We start from the raw sequence: 15,397 nt of genomic DNA, 5'->3' as shown, positions 1-15,397 counted from the left end.
ACGATTCAAGGAAAGCGCCGCGGGACGGCCGCGGCGTTCGGGGTCATGGGGCGGTCGCGCCCCGGTTCAGATGCCGGCCAGCGTGCGCAGGTGGATGCCGACGCTGCGCGCCAGCGCGCCCAGGTCGTAGCCGCCTTCCAGGCAGGACACGATGCGGCCCTTCGCATGGCGGCGCGCGATGTCCATGATGCGCAGCGTGATCCATTCGTAATCCGCCTCGACCAGGCCGAGCTGCGCCAGGTCGTCGTCGCGGTGCGCGTCGAAGCCGGCCGACACGAACACCATCTGCGGCTTGAAGCGCTCCAGCGCGGGCATCCACAGCGCCTCGATCATCTCGCGCACCTCGGGCCCGCGCGTGTACGGCGGCACCGGCACGTTGAGCATGTTGGCGCCCTTGGGCTCGGTGCCGGAGTACGGATACAGCGGGTCCTGGAAGATGCTGACCATCAGCACGCGGTCGTCGCCGGCCAGGATGTCCTCGGTGCCGTTGCCGTGGTGGACGTCGAAGTCGATCACCGCGACGCGGTCCAGGCCGCGGACGTCCAGCGCGTGGCGGGCGGCCACGGCGACGTTGTTGAAGAAGCAGAAGCCCATCGCCTGCTCGCGCGTGGCGTGGTGACCCGGCGGGCGCACGGCGCAGAAGGCGTTCTCGGCGGCGCCGTCCAGCACCAGGTCGGTGGCCCGCACCGCGGCGCCGGCCGCGCGCAGCGCCGCGGACCAGGTGTGCGCGTTGGCGCAGGTGTCGGGATCGAGCGCCTTCATCGGGTTGGGCACGCCCTGCCGGGCCTGCTGCTCGAGCGCCTCGAGCTCCGCCTTCAGCTCGGCGACGTAGCGGGCCGAGTGGGCGCGTTCCAGGTCCTTGAGCTCGGCGCGCGGCGCCTCGTGGCGGTCGAGCGCGGCGTCCATGCCGTGGGCGATCAGCCAGTCCTCGATCGCGCCCAGGCGCTGCGGGCATTCCGGGTGACCGGCGCCCATGTCGTGACGATGACAGTCGGGGTGGCTGATGAAGGCGGTGGACATGGTCGGGGCATGCGCTGGGGCTCGTCGGACCTGGCGGATTCTGGGATATCGTGCGCCGATGAGTTCCGACGCCCCGACCCTCGCCTCCCAGCCGCTGGCCGACCTGCGGCGGCAGATTAGCACGATCATCAAGGGCAAACAGGCGCAGACGGAGGACTGCCTGGCCTGCCTGCTGGCCGGCGGGCACCTGCTGATCGAGGACCTGCCCGGCGTCGGCAAGACCACGCTGGCGCATGTGCTGTCGATCTCGCTGGGGCTGCGCTTCTCGCGCGTTCAGTTCACCACCGACCTGATGCCGTCGGACCTGCTCGGGGTCAGCATCTACCAGCCGGGCGCGCAGGCGGCCGGCGCCAGCGCCTTCCAGTTCCATCCCGGGCCGGTGTTCAGCCAGGTGCTGCTGGCCGACGAGATCAACCGCGCCGGTCCGAAGACGCAGAGCGCGCTGCTCGAGGCGATGGAGGAGTACCAGGTCAGCGTCGACGGCACGACCCACCCGCTGCCGCTGCCGTTCTTCGTCATCGCGACGCAGAACCCGAGCGAGCAGCTCGGCACGCATCCGCTGCCGGAATCGCAGCTCGACCGCTTCCTGATGTGCATCAGCCTGGGCTATCCCGACCGCCAGGCCGAGCGCGAGCTGCTGATGGGCCAGGACAGCCGCGAGCAGCTGCGCGCGCTCACCCCGGTGATGACGCCGGACCAGTTGCGCGAGCTGCAGCGCCAGGTCTTGCGCATCCATGTCTCGCCGGCGCTGCTGGACTACCTGCAGGCGCTGCTGGAGGCGACCCGCTCGGGCGAGTGGTTCCAGGAAGGGCTGAGCCCGCGCGCCGGTCTGGCGCTGCTGCGCGCGGCGCGGGCCAAGGCACTGCTGAGCGGGCGCGACTACGTGTCGCCCGACGACGTGCAGGCGATCCTGCCGCAGACGATCGCCCATCGGCTGCGGCCGCGCGGCGGCAGCGCGCGCGGCGCGCGCGAGCAGGTGCGGGCGATGATGGCCGCGGTGCCGCTGCCCTGAGCGGCCGCCCCGACGCCCCCGCCGACCGGACGCCGCCATGGCCCTGTTCTCCCGGCCCCGCGCCTCGACGAAGCGGCCCGCCCGGCGCTGGCCGTGGCAGCGCCGCTGGGACGCCTGGTGGCAGGCCCGCCACCCGGCCAGCGACACGACCGCGCTGACGCAGCGCAACCTCTACATCCTGCCCAGCCGCCCCGGCGCGGCGTTCGTCGCGACGCTGCTGGTGCTGCTGCTGGCGTCGATCAACGACCAGCTCAGCCTGGGTTACCTGCTGACCTTCCTGCTGGCGGGCGCGGGGCTGGCCTCGATGCACACGACGCACGGCAACCTGCGGGGCCTCAAGCTCGACCTCAAGACGCCGGCGCCGACCCACGCCGGCCGGCCGCTGACGCTGGACATCCGGCTGCACAACCCGGGCAAGGCGCGGTTCGGCGTCGGCGTGCGGCTGCCGGAGGGCAAGGCGGCGGACACCGCCTTCGCCGACGCGCCGGCCCAGGGCCATGCGCAGTTGCACCTGCAGCTGAGCTTCCCGTCGCGGGGCCGGCACGCGCTGCCGCGCCTGCGGATCGAATCGCGCTTCCCGCTCGGCCTGTTCGTGACCTGGAGCTACTGGCGCCCGGCGGCGCTGGCCTGGGTCTATCCGGCGCCGGAGGTCGACGCGCCGCCCGCCGCCGCGGTCGAGGAAGGCCTGCCGCAAGGCCAGGGCCAGCCCGGGCTGGGCGACGACCCGGGCCTGCGGCCCTACCGCCACGGCGATTCGCCGCGACAGATCCTGTGGAGGAAGTCGGCGCTGGCGCTGGCGCAACCGCGACCGCCGTCGGGCGGCGGAGGCGGCACGGCGCTGCTGGTGCGTGAACGCCTGGGCAGCCGCGCCAGCGAGCAATGGCTGGACATCGCCGCGACGCGCGGCCTGCCGTTCGAGGCCCGCCTGTCGCGCCTGGCGGCCTGGGTGCAGCGGGCCGAGGACGACGGCCTGCCCTACGGCTTGCGGCTGCGCGGCGTGGCCCTGTCGCCCGACCTCGGCCCCGATCATTTCCGCGCCTGCATGGAGGCGCTGGCGATGGCGCAGGACCAGCCATGAGCGCCCTTCCCGCCGCCGCGAAGCCCCATCGCAGCCCGCTGCCGCGCGAGGCGCGCGACACGCTGTTCCTGCTGGCCATCAGCGCGGCCACGCTGCTGCCGCATGCCGGCCACCTGCCCTGGTGGTGCAGCGTGCTGACCGCCGGGATGCTGGGCTGGCGCGCGCGGCTGGCCTGGCGCAGCGAGGCCCTGCCCGGCCGCTGGAGCCTGCTGGCCGTGCTCGCGCTGGTCATCGGGCTGACGCTGGCCACCCACAAGACCATCCTCGGCCGCGACGCCGGCATCACCATGCTGGCGATGCTGATGGCGCTCAAGACGCTGGAGCTGCGCGCGCGGCGCGACGCGCTGGTGATCTTCTTCCTCGGCTTCTTCCTGGTGCTGACGCAGTTCCTGTACTCGCAGTCGCCGCTGGTGGCGCTGTGGATGCTCGGCTGCGTCTGGGCGCTGCTGTCGGCGCTGGTGCTCGCGCAGATGCCGCAGGGCGTGCCCAGCCTGAAGCTGGCGGCCCGCATCGCCGCGCGCAACACCCTCATCGGGCTGCCGGTGATGGTGGCGCTGTTCGTGCTGTTCCCGCGTTTCCCGCCGCTGTGGGGCCTGCCCAAGGACGCCGGCGCGCGCACCGGGCTGGGCGACTCGATCAGCTTCGGCGCCTTCTCGGAGATCGCCAGCGACGACTCGATCGCGATGCGGCTGCGCTTCGAGGGGCCGCCCCCGCCCCAGCCGCAGCTTTACTTCCGCGCGCAGGTGCTGGCCCGCTTCGACGGCAAGACCTGGACCGCCTCGCGCGTGACCTGGGCCACGAACCCGGAGCCGCCGCGGCTCACCGGCAAGTCCTATCGCTACGAGGCCACGCTGGAGCCGCTGCGCGTGACCGTCATCCCGATGCTGGAGTACAGCCCCGGCGAGGCCGGCGCGCGCCTGTCCGTCGGGCGGCTGACCGCCACGCGCGCGCCGCAGGGCCACTGGCAGGTGCCCTTGCCGGTGGCCGAGATCCTGCGCTTCCGCAACGAGGCCTGGCCCGCCGTCGACGGGAGCCCGCGGCTCGGGCGCGCCGAGCGGGCCGAGGCGCTCAGCCTGCCGCCCGGCCTGAACCCCCGCGCGCGCGCGTTCGGCGAATCGCTGCAGGAGCGTTTCGCCGCGCTGGACGACGACGCGCGCGCCGCCGCCGTCAACCGCGAATTGCTGACGCGGATCCGGCGCGGCAACTTCGGCTACACCTTGGCGCCGGGCGCCTATGGCGAGACCACGCCGAACGCGATCGACGAGTTCTGGTTCGACCGCAAGCTCGGCTTCTGCGAGCACTTCGCCGCCGCCTACGTCGTGCTGATGCGGGCGGCGGGCGTGCCGGCGCGCATCGTCACCGGCTTCCAGGGGGCCGACCGGCAACTGCAGGACGGCGACCTGGTCGTGCGCATGAGCCAGGCGCATGCCTGGGCCGAGTTCTGGACCCCCTCGGGCGGCTGGCAGCGCGCCGACCCGACCGCGGCCGTGGCGCCCGAGCGCATCCAGGGGCAGCCGCTGCGGCTGCCGCCGGGGGTCTTCGCCGGCGCGCTCGACCAGTTGCGTCCGGGGCTCCTGACCGAGCTGCGGGCCGCCTGGGAGCAGATGAACGGCCGCTGGCAGCGCGCGATCCTGAACTTCTCCACCGGCGACCAGATGAGCCTGCTCAAGCGGCTGGGTTTCGAGAACCCGGACTGGACCGCGCTGGGCCAGGTGGGCGGCGGCCTGCTGGCCCTCACCGCGCTGGCCGGCGCCGGCCTGGCGGCCTGGCAGCGGCGCCCGCACGACCCGTGGTCGCGCCAGCGCGCGCGGGTGCGCCGCGAGCTCGACCGCCTGGGCCTGGTCACGCGCGACGACGAGACGCCGCGCCGCTGGGCCGAGCGGCTGGTCGAGCGCCATGGCGCCGCGGCCGGCGAGGTCGCGGCGGCGCTGTTGCAATTGGAAGCGCAGCGCTATCGCCAGGACCGCGCCGCGGCCACGTCACAATGGCAGCGCCTGTTCGCGACGCAGTGCGCCGCGCTCAGGCAAGCCCTGGCCCGTTGAGCGGCCGCCCGTTCCACCGCCTTGCCGGCACCGCGGCGTCTCCCGCCGCGGCGCCCGCGCCCCAGCCCGCATGACCGTCCTCCGCCGTTCCTCCCCCCGCCGCGTCTTCCTCCGTTCCCTGCTGCAGGCCTCGATGGCCGCCGCGCCGCTGATGGCGGCGCTGGCGACGGCGCCTGCCGCCGCGCAGGCGCCGGAAGCCCCGCGCATGCCGCATCCGGCGGCGAAAGCCAAGCCGGCCCACTCGGCCAAGAAGCCGGCGGCCCGCAAGGCGGCGCCGCTGCCCGAGTACGGCGACCGCGCCGACGTGATGGCCTTCGCCGACGCGCAGGCCGAGTCGCTGGGCTACCGCCGCGAGGAGCTGCGCGCGGTGCTGGCGCTGGCGCGTCCGCAGCCGAGCGTGCAGCGGCTGATCCTGCCGGGGCCGCCCGGACAGGCGAAGGACTGGGGCGCCTACCGGCAGCGTTTCGTCGAGCCGCAGCGCCTGCAGGCGGGCCTGGCCTTCTGGGCGACGCACGAGGCCGCCCTGGCGCGCGCCGAGGCGACCTACGGCGTGCCGGCCGAGATCATCGCCTCGGTGATCGGCGTGGAGACCTTCTACGGCCGGATCATGGGGACCTTCCGGGTGCTGGACGCGCTGGCGACGCTGAGCTTCGACTACCCGTCGCCGCTGCCGCCCGGCGCGCGCGATCGCAGCCCGTTCTTCCGCGAGGAACTGCGCCAGTTCCTGGTCCTGGCGCGCGAGAACGGCCTGGATCCGATGGCGATGAAGGGCTCCTACGCGGGCGCGATGGGCTGGGGCCAGTTCATGCCGGGCAGCTGGCGGCGCTACGCGATCGACTTCGACGGCGACGGCCACGTGGACCTGATCAACAGCCCGGTCGACGCGATCGGCTCGGTGGCCAACTTCCTGCGCGAGCACGGCTGGCAGCGCGGCATGCCGACGCATTACGAGGTGCAGGTGCCCAACGACACCGCGGCGCGGGCGCAGCTGCTGATCAGCGACGTGCTGCCGCAGCTCGACGCGCGGCAGTTCGAGTCGGTCGGCGCGCAGCTCTCGCCGCAAGGCCGCGCGCACAACGGCCCGCTGGCGCTGATCGAGCTCCAGATGGGCGGCGCCGCGCCGGTGTACGTCGCGGGCACGCAGAACTTCTACACGGTGACCCGCTACAACCAGAGCAGCTATTACGCGATGGCGGTCATCGAGTTCGCCAACACGCTGGCGAGCTGGCGCAAGGCGACCGGCGCGTCGGCTGCGGCGCCGGCGGCGGCGTCGAACGCCGCCAGCGCGGCGAGCGGGAACTGAGGGTCGACGCCCTCTTGCGTCTCGCCCGCGGCGCGGACGGCGGCCGCCTGGCGCCGGATCGGCGCCGGGGGATCAGCCCTGGGAATCAGCGCCCGGGGATCGGCGGCTTGACGCGCGGCGCGTCGTCGCGGTCGCGCTGCTCGTGGTGCGCGCGATCGATGTCGCCGTCGCCCTCCGGCCCCTTCTGGCCGGTCTCGCCGACGCGGTGATCCTCGTCGTCATGCTCGAGCCCGCCGTGCAGGCCGGGCGGGAAGTCCTGGGGAGTGCGCGGAGCATTCATGCGGTCCTCCTGAAGTGAGCGGTCGATCTTAGCCATCGGCCGCAAAGCCCCACGCGCGGGAACGACAAAGGCGCCCCTCGGGGCGCCTTGGTCATGGGGCATCGGGCCGGTCAGTGCACCAGGCCGATCCACTCGCCGCGACGCTGGTAGGCGTCGAACAGGTCCTGCGCGGCGGCCTGCAGCCGAGCGTCGCCCCGGGCGTGCGCGGCGGACAGGCGTTCCAGCGCGTACAGCCGGTCATAGAGCATGCGGGTGGGCTGCAGCGTCAGGCCGTGGTCGGCCATCAGGTCCTGCAGCACCAGCAGTTCGTCCATGCTGGCGGTACCGGCGACGGTCAGGCCCAGGTCCGGCACCAGGCCCCAGGGGGCTTGCGCGGTTTCAGGCATCAGGTGCGGCGGGATGGTGGTCAGCATGGCGGCCTCGGAACGATTCATGTCGGCGTGGACGGGATCATGAACCGCGACTCCCGGAACTTGAGCCGGAAAAGCGCCGCTTTTCCCGCCCAGTTCCGGCGATCGGCCGCGCCGCTCAGCGCCGCGGCGTGGCGATGAAGCTCGACAGCTCGTTGCACCACGCGGCGGCGGGCACGTCGAGCTCGCTCAGCGCCAGCACGTCGACGCGGGCGTCGACCAGCATCTTGGCCGAGGCCGCGTTCAAGCCGACCTGGTGGTCCTTCTTCTCCAGGAAGACGACGCGCTGGATGCCGACCTGGATGATCGATTGCACGCAGCGCGGGCACGGGTACTGCGTCGTGTAGATCGTGCTGCCGGTCAGCGGCAGCACCACGCAGTTGAGGATCGCGTTGACCTCGGCGTGGACGATGTAGCTGTGGCGCGAATTGGCCGGATCGGCGTCGTCGTCGGACCAGTAGGCGGGATCGGTATCGTCGCAGCCGCGCGGCAGGCCGTTGTAGCCGACCCCGACGATCTTGTAGTCCGGGCTCGCGATGCAGGCGCCGTTGCGCTTGCGGCTGTCCTTGGATCGGGCGCTGGCCAGCAGGGCCACGCCCATGAACATCGAATGCCAGTCGATCAGCGAATGGTTGTCCATGGCGGAGGCAATGAGCGGTGGGTCGGGGGCGAAGGCGGAGAAGTGTAGTGGAGCGCCCGCGCGGGGCGTTCCGGGCCCGCCGTGTCGGTTTTCTACAAGACCGGGCGGGCGCGTTGCTGGACAGTCCGTCCATCGACCACCACCCCCGCAAGGAGTCCCCGATGACCACCGACATCCGCCCGTTCCGGATCGAGATCCCCCAATCCCAGCTGGACGACCTGCGCCTGCGGCTGGCCGCCACGCGCTGGCCGCGTCCGGTCGTCGAGGACTTCAGCCACGGGCAGGCGCTGTCGCTGGTGCGGGAGCTGGCCGACTACTGGCGCGACGGCTTCGACTGGCGCGCCCAGGAAGCCCGTCTCAACCAGTTGCCGCAGTTCATGACCGAGATCGACGGCCAGCCGGTCCACTTCATCCACGTGAAGTCGCCCGAGCCGGACGCGTTCCCGCTGATCCTGACGCATGGCTGGCCCAGCACCCCCGCCGAGTACCTGGACCTGATCGGTCCGCTGACGAACCCGCGCGCGCATGGCCGGGACGGCGCCCCGGCCTTCGACGTCGTGATCCCCTCGGTGCCTGGCATGGGCCTGTCCTCGCCGCTGGCGTCGGCGGGGTGGGACGCCGCGCGCATCGCGGCGGCCTGGGACACGCTGATGAAGCGGCTGGGTTACTCCCGCTACGGCGCGCAGGGCGGCGACGGCGGCGCGCTGGTGTCGCGCGAGCTCGGCATCCTCGCGCCGGAGGGCCTGGTCGGCGTCCATGTGCAGCAGGTGTTCGCGTTCCCCACCGGCGCGCCCGGCGAGATGGAGGGGCTCACGCCCTTCGAGATGGCCGGTTTCGAACGGCTGGACTACTTCCGCAAGTACGCCGGTTATGTCGACATCCAGTCCAAGCGCCCCGGCACGCTGGCCTACGGGCTGGTGGACTCGCCGGCCGCGCTGCTCAGCTGGAACGCGGAGCTGTTCTTCGGCTTCGAGGGGGAACGCGTGGCCGAGGTCGACCGCGACCGGTTCCTGACGCATGTGTCGCTGTACTGGTTCACCGGCACCGGCGGCCAGGCGGCGGAGATGTACTTCGCCAACGTCGCCACCGGCGCCGGTTATCGCGACCTGCCCAACCCGACGCCGACGGCGGTGGCGGTGTTCCCGGACGACTTCCGCTCGGTCCGCAAGTTCGTGGAGCGCTCGCACAGCCGGTTGGTACAGTGGACGGAGATGCCCCGCGGCGGGCACTTCGCCAACGAGTCCGATCCCGGACTGGTCGTGGACGATCTCCGCCGCTTCTTCGGCGCGCTGCGCGCGCGAGAGGCCGTTGATGGAAGGATCGATCGCTGAGGAGGAACGACCGGCGGACTCGCCCCTGGTGGCGAAGATCCGCCGGGTCCGCCATCGCGCGGACGGCTGCGAGATGGCCCTGCCGGACGGCTCCTGGGACCTGCTGTTCATCCGGCGCGGAGACGGTCCGGCGATGGTGATCCAGACCGGCCAGATCACGGCGCCGCTGGTCGTCGAGAGCCGGGCGGGCGACGAGATCCTGTCGATCGCCTTCCGGCCCGAGGTCTACATGCCGCACCTGCCGGGGCGGCTGCTGGTGAGCCAGGGCGTGCCCTGCCCGGTCGACGCGGCGGGGCGCTTCCACATCGGCCAGGAGCGTTTCGAGATCCCGTCCTTCGACAACGCCGAGCACCTGGTCGCGGCGTTGGCCCGGCGGGGCGTGCTGGAGCGCGATCCGGTGGTGATGCGCACGCTGCAGGGCGCGCGGCAGCGGCTCGACGAGCGCAGCATCCAGCGGCACTTCGCGGAGGTGGCGGGGCTCGGCCCCAAGGCGCTGCAGCAGATCGCCCGCGCGCACGAGGCGGCGGCGCTGCTGCGCCGGGGACTGCCCGCGTCCCACGTCGCCGCGGAGCTCGGCTTCACCGACCAGGCGCACCTGTCGCATTCGCTGAAGCGGCTGCTCGGGCAGACGCCGCGGGAGATCGCCAAGGGCGTGCCGCCGACGTCGGGATGACGTGTCGCGGGCGATCGGCCCGAGGGTTCGGTCAGCGTTTCACTGGAATTGCTGGAAGGCGCGCGCGCATCGCCAGCGAATGAGTCATGGCCGGGGAACCGGCCGACAAGTACGGTCACCGTGATCGCATCACGGCCCTCCGGGTCGTTGCGTTTTCTAGGTACTTGTAGACTTATGCATTGCTTTTCCAACACACCGACCTGGATGCCGCGTCGTCCGCCTCCCCCGCCGTCCCATGAAGAGGCCGTGCTCGCCCTGGCGCGACGTCGATCGCTGCTGCGCGCCCGCGAGGTGGTCGAGGAGGGGATTCCGTCGATGGTGTTGAGCCGGATGGTGCGAGCCGACAAACTCGAACGCGTCAGCCACGGCCTTTACGCCCTCCCTGATCGGGACCACTCGGAACACGTGTCGCTCGCGGAGGTCTGCGCCCGCGTGCCGAACGCGGTTGTTTGCCTCATGTCCGCGCTGCGTTTCCACGAGATCGGATCGCAACAGCCATTCGAAGTCTGGATCGCCCTGCCCTCCAATGCTCCGACTCCGCGCATTGCCGCGCCGTCCATCAGGATCACGCGCATGTCGGAGAAGGCGTTTGCCGAAGGCGTCGTGGCCCACGACATCGACGGCGTGAACGTGCCGGTGTTCTCGGTGGCCAAGACCATCGCCGACTGCTTCAAGTTCCGGAGCAAGGTCGGCCTCGATGTCGGCATCGAGGCCTTGAAGGATGGCTGGATGCAGAAGGCCTTCACAGCGGACGATCTCTGGCACTGCGCGCTCGTCGACCGCGTGGGCAACGTGATGCGTCCCTACATGGAGAGCCTGATCGCATGAGCCGCAATGTCGCCGCCTCGGTGCGTGCGCGGCTCAAGCATCTGATCAGCCCCACCGCCGACTTCAATCTCCTCACGACCCGGTTCGGGCTTGAACGCCTGCTCTACCGGTTGTCGATTTCCCGGCACAACCAGTCCTTCCTGCTCAAAGGCGCTCTGCTCTTCACGCTTTGGTATCAAGACCGTCGACGTCCCACGCGCGACGCTGACCTCATGGCTTTCAGCCCGACGGACGTCGACCTTCTGGTCGCGTTGTTCAAGGAGGTCTGCGTTGTTCCCGCGGACGACGGGGTCACTTTCGATCCGGACTCCGTTCGCGGTGTCGCCCTCAACACCTCGAAGGCCGGTGTCGTCCGCATCACGCTGATGGGCGACCTGGCCCGCGCTCGGCTCCCGATCCAGATCGACATCGGCCATGGCGATGCCGTCACGCCCGGTCCGATGTTCGTCACCTTTCCGCCATTGCTCGGCGATCTTCCGCCGCCTCAACTCCTGGCGTATCCCAAGCCAACCGCCATCGCGGAGAAGCTGCATGCGATCTGGTCGCACGGTGCCTTGAACACCCGCATGAAGGACTACTACGACCTCGACATCCTGCTTCACGACGACGAGGTCGACATACGAGCGCTTCATCCGGCCATTCGAGCCACCTTCGCCAATCGAGGCACTCCACCGCCGGATCCGACGTCGGCTGCGCTGCCGTCGGGATTGACCGAGGCATTCGCGCGAAACCCGGTGAAAGCGTCCATGTGGCTGGCGTTCCTGAAGAAGAATCGCCTGCCCTTGTGTCCTCTCTCGGAGGTCATCGAGCGCCTCGTGGCGTCGCTTCGACGCCTGGCGATTCTTTGAGAGCCCTTCGCGCGCCCACCGGGCGCGCGACACTTCAGCGCAGCTCCACCACGCGCAGCACGCCCTGCATCGGCGGCAGCTGGGCCACCATCGCGACCAGGTCGCGGATGCTTTCGGTCGCCGTCTTGGCGCGCACGCTGGCGATCTGCGTGCGGACCGTGGAGATCGCCACGCCGTGGCGCTGCGCGATCTCCTGCGGCTGCAGGCCGGCGCACAGCGACTGCAGCACCTGCTGCTCGGCGGCGGTCAACTGGTGCTCGCGGGCGAAGGCCAGCATCGGCAGCTCGCCGCAGAGGTTGCGCTTGCCCAGCACCAGCAGCGCCTGCGCGCTGCGGCCGTGCCCGTCCTGCAGCGGCAGCACCGACATCGACAGCCGCCCCGGGCCGCGCCCAAGGCAGATCAGGTGCCGCAGCCCGCGTTGCACGTCGGCCAGCGCTCTCCAGCCGCAGCTGGTCGTTGCGCTGCAGCGCCACCAGCTGGCCGTCGACGAGCTGCAGCGGCGACGTGTCGTCGAGCTGCCGCCGCGCGGTGCTGTTGGCGTAGAGCAATTGGCCCTCGTCGCCGACGAGACAGACCCCCAGGTCGATCTCCTCGAGCGCGTGGCGCCACCACCGGTCCGGCGATCCCCGCCGGCGCTCCGGGCCCCGGTAGGTGACGAGTCGCGCCAGCTCCGGGTTCCTCCCCAGCATTCCGTCCATGTCGGCCTCCGCTGATCCGATGGGAACGCGGCCCTCGTCTCGCCCTCGGTCTTCGTGCCGTGAGGGATGCGTGGGGCCTGTCGAGGATGTTAGGAGAACGTCAGGAACTTGCGTAGCGGAACTTGCCGCGCGGCGCCCCCCAGCCCTAGGGGGCCGCGCATGTCGGGTTGCGCGCCGATTTTCCGGGGCGCGCGCCGCCGTCCGCCTCAGGCCATGAATCCGAGGTCCGGCGCGGCGAAGTTGCCGATGTTGGGCAGCACCGTGCGCAGGTCCGTCGCCGGCACGCCCATCCACAGCGCCAGCGTCGAGGCCAGCTGGTCCACCGAGGTCGTCGGCAGCAGCCGGCCCTGGCCGACGTCGTCCGGGCCGTTGACGCTCACCGACGGCGCCGTGCCGTAGAAGCGCCCGCCCTTGACCGCCCCGCCCATCACGAGGTGGTGCGAGCCCCAGCCGTGGTCGGTGCCGTCGCCGTTGCTGCTGAGCGTGCGGCCGAAATCCGACGCCGTGAACGCCGTGACCTGGTCCGCGATGCCGAGGTCCCGCAGCGCCGCGTCGAAGCTGGCCATCGCGCCGCCGACCTGCTGCATCAGCGCCGGATGCCGCGTCGACAGGTTGTCGTGCAGGTCGAAACCGCCGGCCGAGACGAAGAACACCTGCCGCGTCGTGCCCAGCGACGAGCGGGCCGCGATCAGCCGGGCGACCATGCGCAGCTGCTGCGCCAGCGCGTCGGCGGCGAAGGCGGTCGACAGCGTCGCGCCGCCGGCCAGCGCGCTCGAGATCGTCGACTGCAGGTCGATCGACCGGGCGGTCACGCGGTTGAGCTCGCCTTCCATCGCATGGGCGCGGTCCTCGGTGATCAGCGACTTCAGCAGGCTGGCACAGGCCGACGACCCGAACAGCGCGCCGCCGATGCCGGCGATCGCCTGCTTGCCGCCGGTGCCCATCTGGTACTGGAAGGCGCTGTCGCCGGCCTGGAAGATCGCGTTGCCCGAGACATTGATGCAGGTCAGCGCCGAGCGCCCGTTGGCCGACAGCATCAGGTCGGCCATGCGGCCGCCCCAGCCGGTGCGGGCGCCTTCCACGTGGGAGGACTGCCAGAGGCTGGCCTGGTCGTTGTGCGAGAACAGCTTGGGCGGCAGCGGCACCGCGCCGGCCTTGTACTGGCCCAGCGTCGTGGGCGCCATCAGCGTGCCGATGTTGAGCATCACCGCCAGGCGGCCGGCGTCGAAGACCGGCTTGATCGCCGACAGGCCCGGCGCCAGCGCCATCTCGCGGCCGTCGGGCAAGGCCACGGAGGGCGCGAGCGCGGTCCCCGCGAGCGCGTCGCGCGCGATCGCCAGCGACGGCCGGATGGCGGTGTAGGCCTGATGGCTGGCGCTGTCGTAGGGGATCACGGTGTTGCCGTAGTCGTTGCCGCCGTACAGGAACACGCACACCAGCGCCTTGTAGCCGCCGCTCGTGGTCGCGGCGGCGGCGTCGCCGATCGCGCCGAGTTGCAGCGCCCAGGGCGCGGCGGCGCCGACGGCCGACAGCGCCGAGGCGCGCTTGAGGAACTCGCGACGATGCAGGGAAGGAAGCTTGGAAACGTGGGCCACGGGGAGACTCCGAAGACCGCCGCGGACGACGCGGCGGCGGTGAGGCGGTGAAGCGGTGAGGCAGGGGTGAGGCGGCGCGTCGATGCCGCGGCCTACTTCTGCACCTGGTACTCGGGGCAGGCGAGCAGCAGCATCCAGCCGGCGCGGGCGCGGTTGAGCTTGCCGGCGTCGCTGGCGGCCGGGATGGTCCCGACCGCGGTGGCGATGCGCTGCTGCGTCGCGTCGGACACGCCGCCGCCGCCCAGCAGCAAGGCCTGGCGCGCCACCAGCGCGCGGGCGTCGCCGGCCAGCGCCAGGTCGGCGCTGAAATCCGGCTTCGCGTCGCCGAGGCCGTCGGTCAGCAGCTTCTGCATGAAGTTGAGGTAGCCGGTGACGGTCACCTCGTTGACCAGCTGGAACTCCGGCGCGGTCACGCCGGCCGCGGTCATCGCCGAGTTCGGCGGCACGTAGCCCGGCCGGAAGAAGTTGAAGACCGACGGGCTGAAGAACGGACTCTGGCCGAGCCGCGTCTCCGCGTCGGTGGTCTCGAAGATCGTCCACTGCCCGGCCGAGCTCAGCGCCACGTTGCGCGCCACCTGCACGAAACGCAGCACCGGCTCGCGCAACTTGCCCGAGTTGCCGGCGCCGGCGTCGACCAGCCGCGCCTCCGGATCCAGCAGCACCGCGCGCAGCACGGCCTTCAGGTCGCCGCGGACGCCCTGCCCGTTGTCGTTGAACGCCTGCGCCACGCGCTGCACGTAGGCGGCGCTCGGGTTCGAGCAGACGAAGCGCTGGATCAGTTGCCGGCCGAAGAACGGGCCGACGTTCGGATGATTCGCCAGCACGTCCAACGCCTGGCGCAGCGCGGCCGGGCCGTCGGCGCTCGCCGGGATCGTCGTGCCGAGCACCGTCTTGGCGCCGCTGGAGAAGTTGGCCGCGTTGTGCACCATCGGGCGGCGCATCACGCCGTACTCGGCGCCACCCGCGTTGCCGGCGGCGTCGAAGTCCCAGCCGGTGAAGGCGCGCGCCATCTGCGTGACGGTCGCCTGGTCATAGGTCTCGACCGGCTGGCCGGCGCTGGTCTGCACGCTGCCGTCCAGGTTCAGCTTCACCAGGCCGAGCGTGAACAGCTGCATCACCTCGCGGGCGAAGTTCTCATCGGGCTGGCGGCCCTTGCCGTCTTCCTTCTTGCTGCCGCGCATCGCCAGGTAGGCGCCCATCGCCGGCGACAGCGCCACCGCCTCCAGCAGGCCGCGGAAGGTGCCGAAGGCGTTTTCCTCGAGCACGTCGGCGTAGGCGGCCATCGCCATCGTCCGCCACCCGAAGTCGAACCCCAGCGCGGAGACGACGAAGATCTCCGACAGCGCCAGCACCATGCGCTGGCGCAGCTGGTCCGGCGAGGCGATGAACTTGCGCCAGACGCTGTTGTAGAAGCCGTTGTAGTAGTAGTACTTGTTGGCGTCGACCGCGTAGCCGTTGCGCACGACCCAGTCCCAGTGCGTCTCGGTGCGCGGCGCGATGAACTGCAGGTCCAGCCAGGCCGAGTAGCCGATGGACTTCAGCGCGGCGATGTCGGTCTCGCTCGCGGCGAAGCCGGCCTGCGCGAGGAAACGCGCGGCCTGCGCGTCGCCGGGCAGCGGCAGCGCGGCCACGCCGCCGG

At 71.6% G+C, this 15,397-nt stretch carries 15 protein-coding genes; 8 read left to right on the top strand and 7 right to left on the bottom strand.

Going from position 1 to position 15,397, the window contains the following annotated elements:
- Window positions 1-66: 66 nt before the first annotated feature.
- The gene (locus tag N5D62_RS15580; RefSeq protein WP_279758763.1) at window positions 67-1,020 is read right to left on the bottom strand and encodes a histone deacetylase family protein; all 954 of its coding nucleotides are present in this window, start codon (window positions 1,018-1,020) and stop codon (window positions 67-69) included.
- 58 nt (window positions 1,021-1,078) lie between these two features.
- Here N5D62_RS15580 and N5D62_RS15575 point away from each other — a divergent pair, with 58 nt between their 5' ends.
- The 4 genes from N5D62_RS15575 to mltB all read left to right on the top strand — a co-directional run bounded on the left by N5D62_RS15575 (window position 1,079) and on the right by mltB (window position 6,455).
- The gene (locus N5D62_RS15575; protein WP_279758762.1) at window positions 1,079-2,032 is read left to right on the top strand and encodes a MoxR family ATPase; all 954 of its coding nucleotides are present in this window, start codon (window positions 1,079-1,081) and stop codon (window positions 2,030-2,032) included.
- Window positions 2,033-2,069: 37 nt separating this feature from the next.
- Window positions 2,070-3,110 (top strand): DUF58 domain-containing protein, encoded by a 1,041-nt coding sequence (locus tag N5D62_RS15570; protein ID WP_279758761.1) that lies wholly within the window; start codon window positions 2,070-2,072, stop codon window positions 3,108-3,110.
- Window positions 3,107-5,152 carry a DUF3488 and transglutaminase-like domain-containing protein gene (locus N5D62_RS15565; protein WP_279758760.1) on the top strand — a complete coding sequence of 682 codons (2,046 nt, stop codon included), beginning with the start codon at window positions 3,107-3,109 and terminating at the stop codon, window positions 5,150-5,152. The genes N5D62_RS15570 and N5D62_RS15565 overlap by 4 nt, the downstream gene beginning before the upstream one ends.
- Before the next feature lie 70 nt (window positions 5,153-5,222).
- Window positions 5,223-6,455 (top strand): lytic murein transglycosylase B, encoded by a 1,233-nt coding sequence (gene mltB / locus N5D62_RS15560; protein WP_279758759.1) that lies wholly within the window; start codon window positions 5,223-5,225, stop codon window positions 6,453-6,455.
- Window positions 6,456-6,540: 85 nt separating this feature from the next.
- On the opposite strand, the gene N5D62_RS15555 is transcribed toward mltB, so the two are convergent.
- The 3 genes from N5D62_RS15555 to N5D62_RS15545 form a co-directional block, all read right to left on the bottom strand.
- The gene (locus N5D62_RS15555; protein ID WP_279758758.1) at window positions 6,541-6,735 is read right to left on the bottom strand and encodes a hypothetical protein; all 195 of its coding nucleotides are present in this window, start codon (window positions 6,733-6,735) and stop codon (window positions 6,541-6,543) included.
- Window positions 6,736-6,845: 110 nt separating this feature from the next.
- Window positions 6,846-7,148, bottom strand: coding sequence for a hypothetical protein (locus tag N5D62_RS15550; protein WP_279758757.1), 303 nt, complete (start codon window positions 7,146-7,148; stop codon window positions 6,846-6,848).
- A 115-nt stretch (window positions 7,149-7,263) separates the two neighbouring features.
- Entirely contained in the window at window positions 7,264-7,785 is a 522-nt protein-coding gene (locus N5D62_RS15545) for a deaminase (RefSeq protein ID WP_279758756.1), read from the bottom strand.
- A gap of 161 nt (window positions 7,786-7,946) precedes the next feature.
- Here N5D62_RS15545 and N5D62_RS15540 point away from each other — a divergent pair, with 161 nt between their 5' ends.
- The 4 genes from N5D62_RS15540 (at window position 7,947) to N5D62_RS15525 (ending at window position 11,465) form a co-directional block, all read left to right on the top strand.
- Entirely contained in the window at window positions 7,947-9,116 is a 1,170-nt protein-coding gene (locus tag N5D62_RS15540; protein WP_279758755.1) for an epoxide hydrolase, read from the top strand.
- Window positions 9,117-9,144: 28 nt separating this feature from the next.
- Window positions 9,145-9,789, top strand: coding sequence for a helix-turn-helix domain-containing protein (locus N5D62_RS15535; RefSeq protein ID WP_279758754.1), 645 nt, complete (start codon window positions 9,145-9,147; stop codon window positions 9,787-9,789).
- A gap of 204 nt (window positions 9,790-9,993) precedes the next feature.
- Window positions 9,994-10,617 (top strand): type IV toxin-antitoxin system AbiEi family antitoxin domain-containing protein, encoded by a 624-nt coding sequence (locus tag N5D62_RS15530; RefSeq protein ID WP_279758753.1) that lies wholly within the window; start codon window positions 9,994-9,996, stop codon window positions 10,615-10,617.
- On the top strand, window positions 10,614-11,465 hold the full coding sequence (locus N5D62_RS15525) for a nucleotidyl transferase AbiEii/AbiGii toxin family protein (RefSeq protein ID WP_279758752.1): 852 nt from the start codon (window positions 10,614-10,616) through the stop codon (window positions 11,463-11,465). The genes N5D62_RS15530 and N5D62_RS15525 overlap by 4 nt, the downstream gene beginning before the upstream one ends.
- A 34-nt stretch (window positions 11,466-11,499) precedes the next feature.
- Here the strand turns inward: N5D62_RS15525 and N5D62_RS15520 are convergent, their stop codons facing one another.
- The 3 genes from N5D62_RS15520 to N5D62_RS15510 all read right to left on the bottom strand — a co-directional run.
- Window positions 11,500-11,889 (bottom strand): LuxR C-terminal-related transcriptional regulator, encoded by a 390-nt coding sequence (locus tag N5D62_RS15520; protein ID WP_279758751.1) that lies wholly within the window; start codon window positions 11,887-11,889, stop codon window positions 11,500-11,502.
- Between the two features lie 480 nt (window positions 11,890-12,369).
- Window positions 12,370-13,758, bottom strand: a complete 1,389-nt coding sequence (locus N5D62_RS15515) for a DUF1501 domain-containing protein (protein WP_279758750.1) — start codon at window positions 13,756-13,758, stop codon at window positions 12,370-12,372.
- Window positions 13,759-13,850: 92 nt separating this feature from the next.
- Window positions 13,851-15,397: DUF1800 domain-containing protein (locus N5D62_RS15510; protein ID WP_347881816.1), on the bottom strand; the 1,547-nt coding region annotated here is incomplete at its 5' end.

This window comes from Mitsuaria sp. GD03876 (assembly GCF_029840635.1).
Taxonomy (GTDB): Bacteria; Pseudomonadota; Gammaproteobacteria; order Burkholderiales; family Burkholderiaceae_C; genus Roseateles.
The sequence above is the reverse complement of the archived record's forward strand: the minus strand, read 5'-3'. Positions and strand labels throughout refer to the sequence as shown.

What these genes read in the sequence shown, in the direction of transcription:
- N5D62_RS15580 (WP_279758763.1), bottom strand. Translation starts at nt 1,020, where the DNA reads ATGTCCACCGCCTTCATCAGCCACCCCGACTGTCATCGTCACGACATG.
- N5D62_RS15575 (WP_279758762.1), top strand. Translation starts at nt 1,079, where the DNA reads ATGAGTTCCGACGCCCCGACCCTCGCCTCCCAGCCGCTGGCCGACCTG.
- N5D62_RS15570 (WP_279758761.1), top strand. Translation starts at nt 2,070, where the DNA reads ATGGCCCTGTTCTCCCGGCCCCGCGCCTCGACGAAGCGGCCCGCCCGG.
- N5D62_RS15565 (WP_279758760.1), top strand. Translation starts at nt 3,107, where the DNA reads ATGAGCGCCCTTCCCGCCGCCGCGAAGCCCCATCGCAGCCCGCTGCCG.
- mltB (WP_279758759.1), top strand. Translation starts at nt 5,223, where the DNA reads ATGACCGTCCTCCGCCGTTCCTCCCCCCGCCGCGTCTTCCTCCGTTCC.
- N5D62_RS15555 (WP_279758758.1), bottom strand. Translation starts at nt 6,735, where the DNA reads ATGAATGCTCCGCGCACTCCCCAGGACTTCCCGCCCGGCCTGCACGGC.
- N5D62_RS15550 (WP_279758757.1), bottom strand. Translation starts at nt 7,148, where the DNA reads ATGCTGACCACCATCCCGCCGCACCTGATGCCTGAAACCGCGCAAGCC.
- N5D62_RS15545 (WP_279758756.1), bottom strand. Translation starts at nt 7,785, where the DNA reads ATGGACAACCATTCGCTGATCGACTGGCATTCGATGTTCATGGGCGTG.
- N5D62_RS15540 (WP_279758755.1), top strand. Translation starts at nt 7,947, where the DNA reads ATGACCACCGACATCCGCCCGTTCCGGATCGAGATCCCCCAATCCCAG.
- N5D62_RS15530 (WP_279758753.1), top strand. Translation starts at nt 9,994, where the DNA reads ATGCCGCGTCGTCCGCCTCCCCCGCCGTCCCATGAAGAGGCCGTGCTC.
- N5D62_RS15525 (WP_279758752.1), top strand. Translation starts at nt 10,614, where the DNA reads ATGAGCCGCAATGTCGCCGCCTCGGTGCGTGCGCGGCTCAAGCATCTG.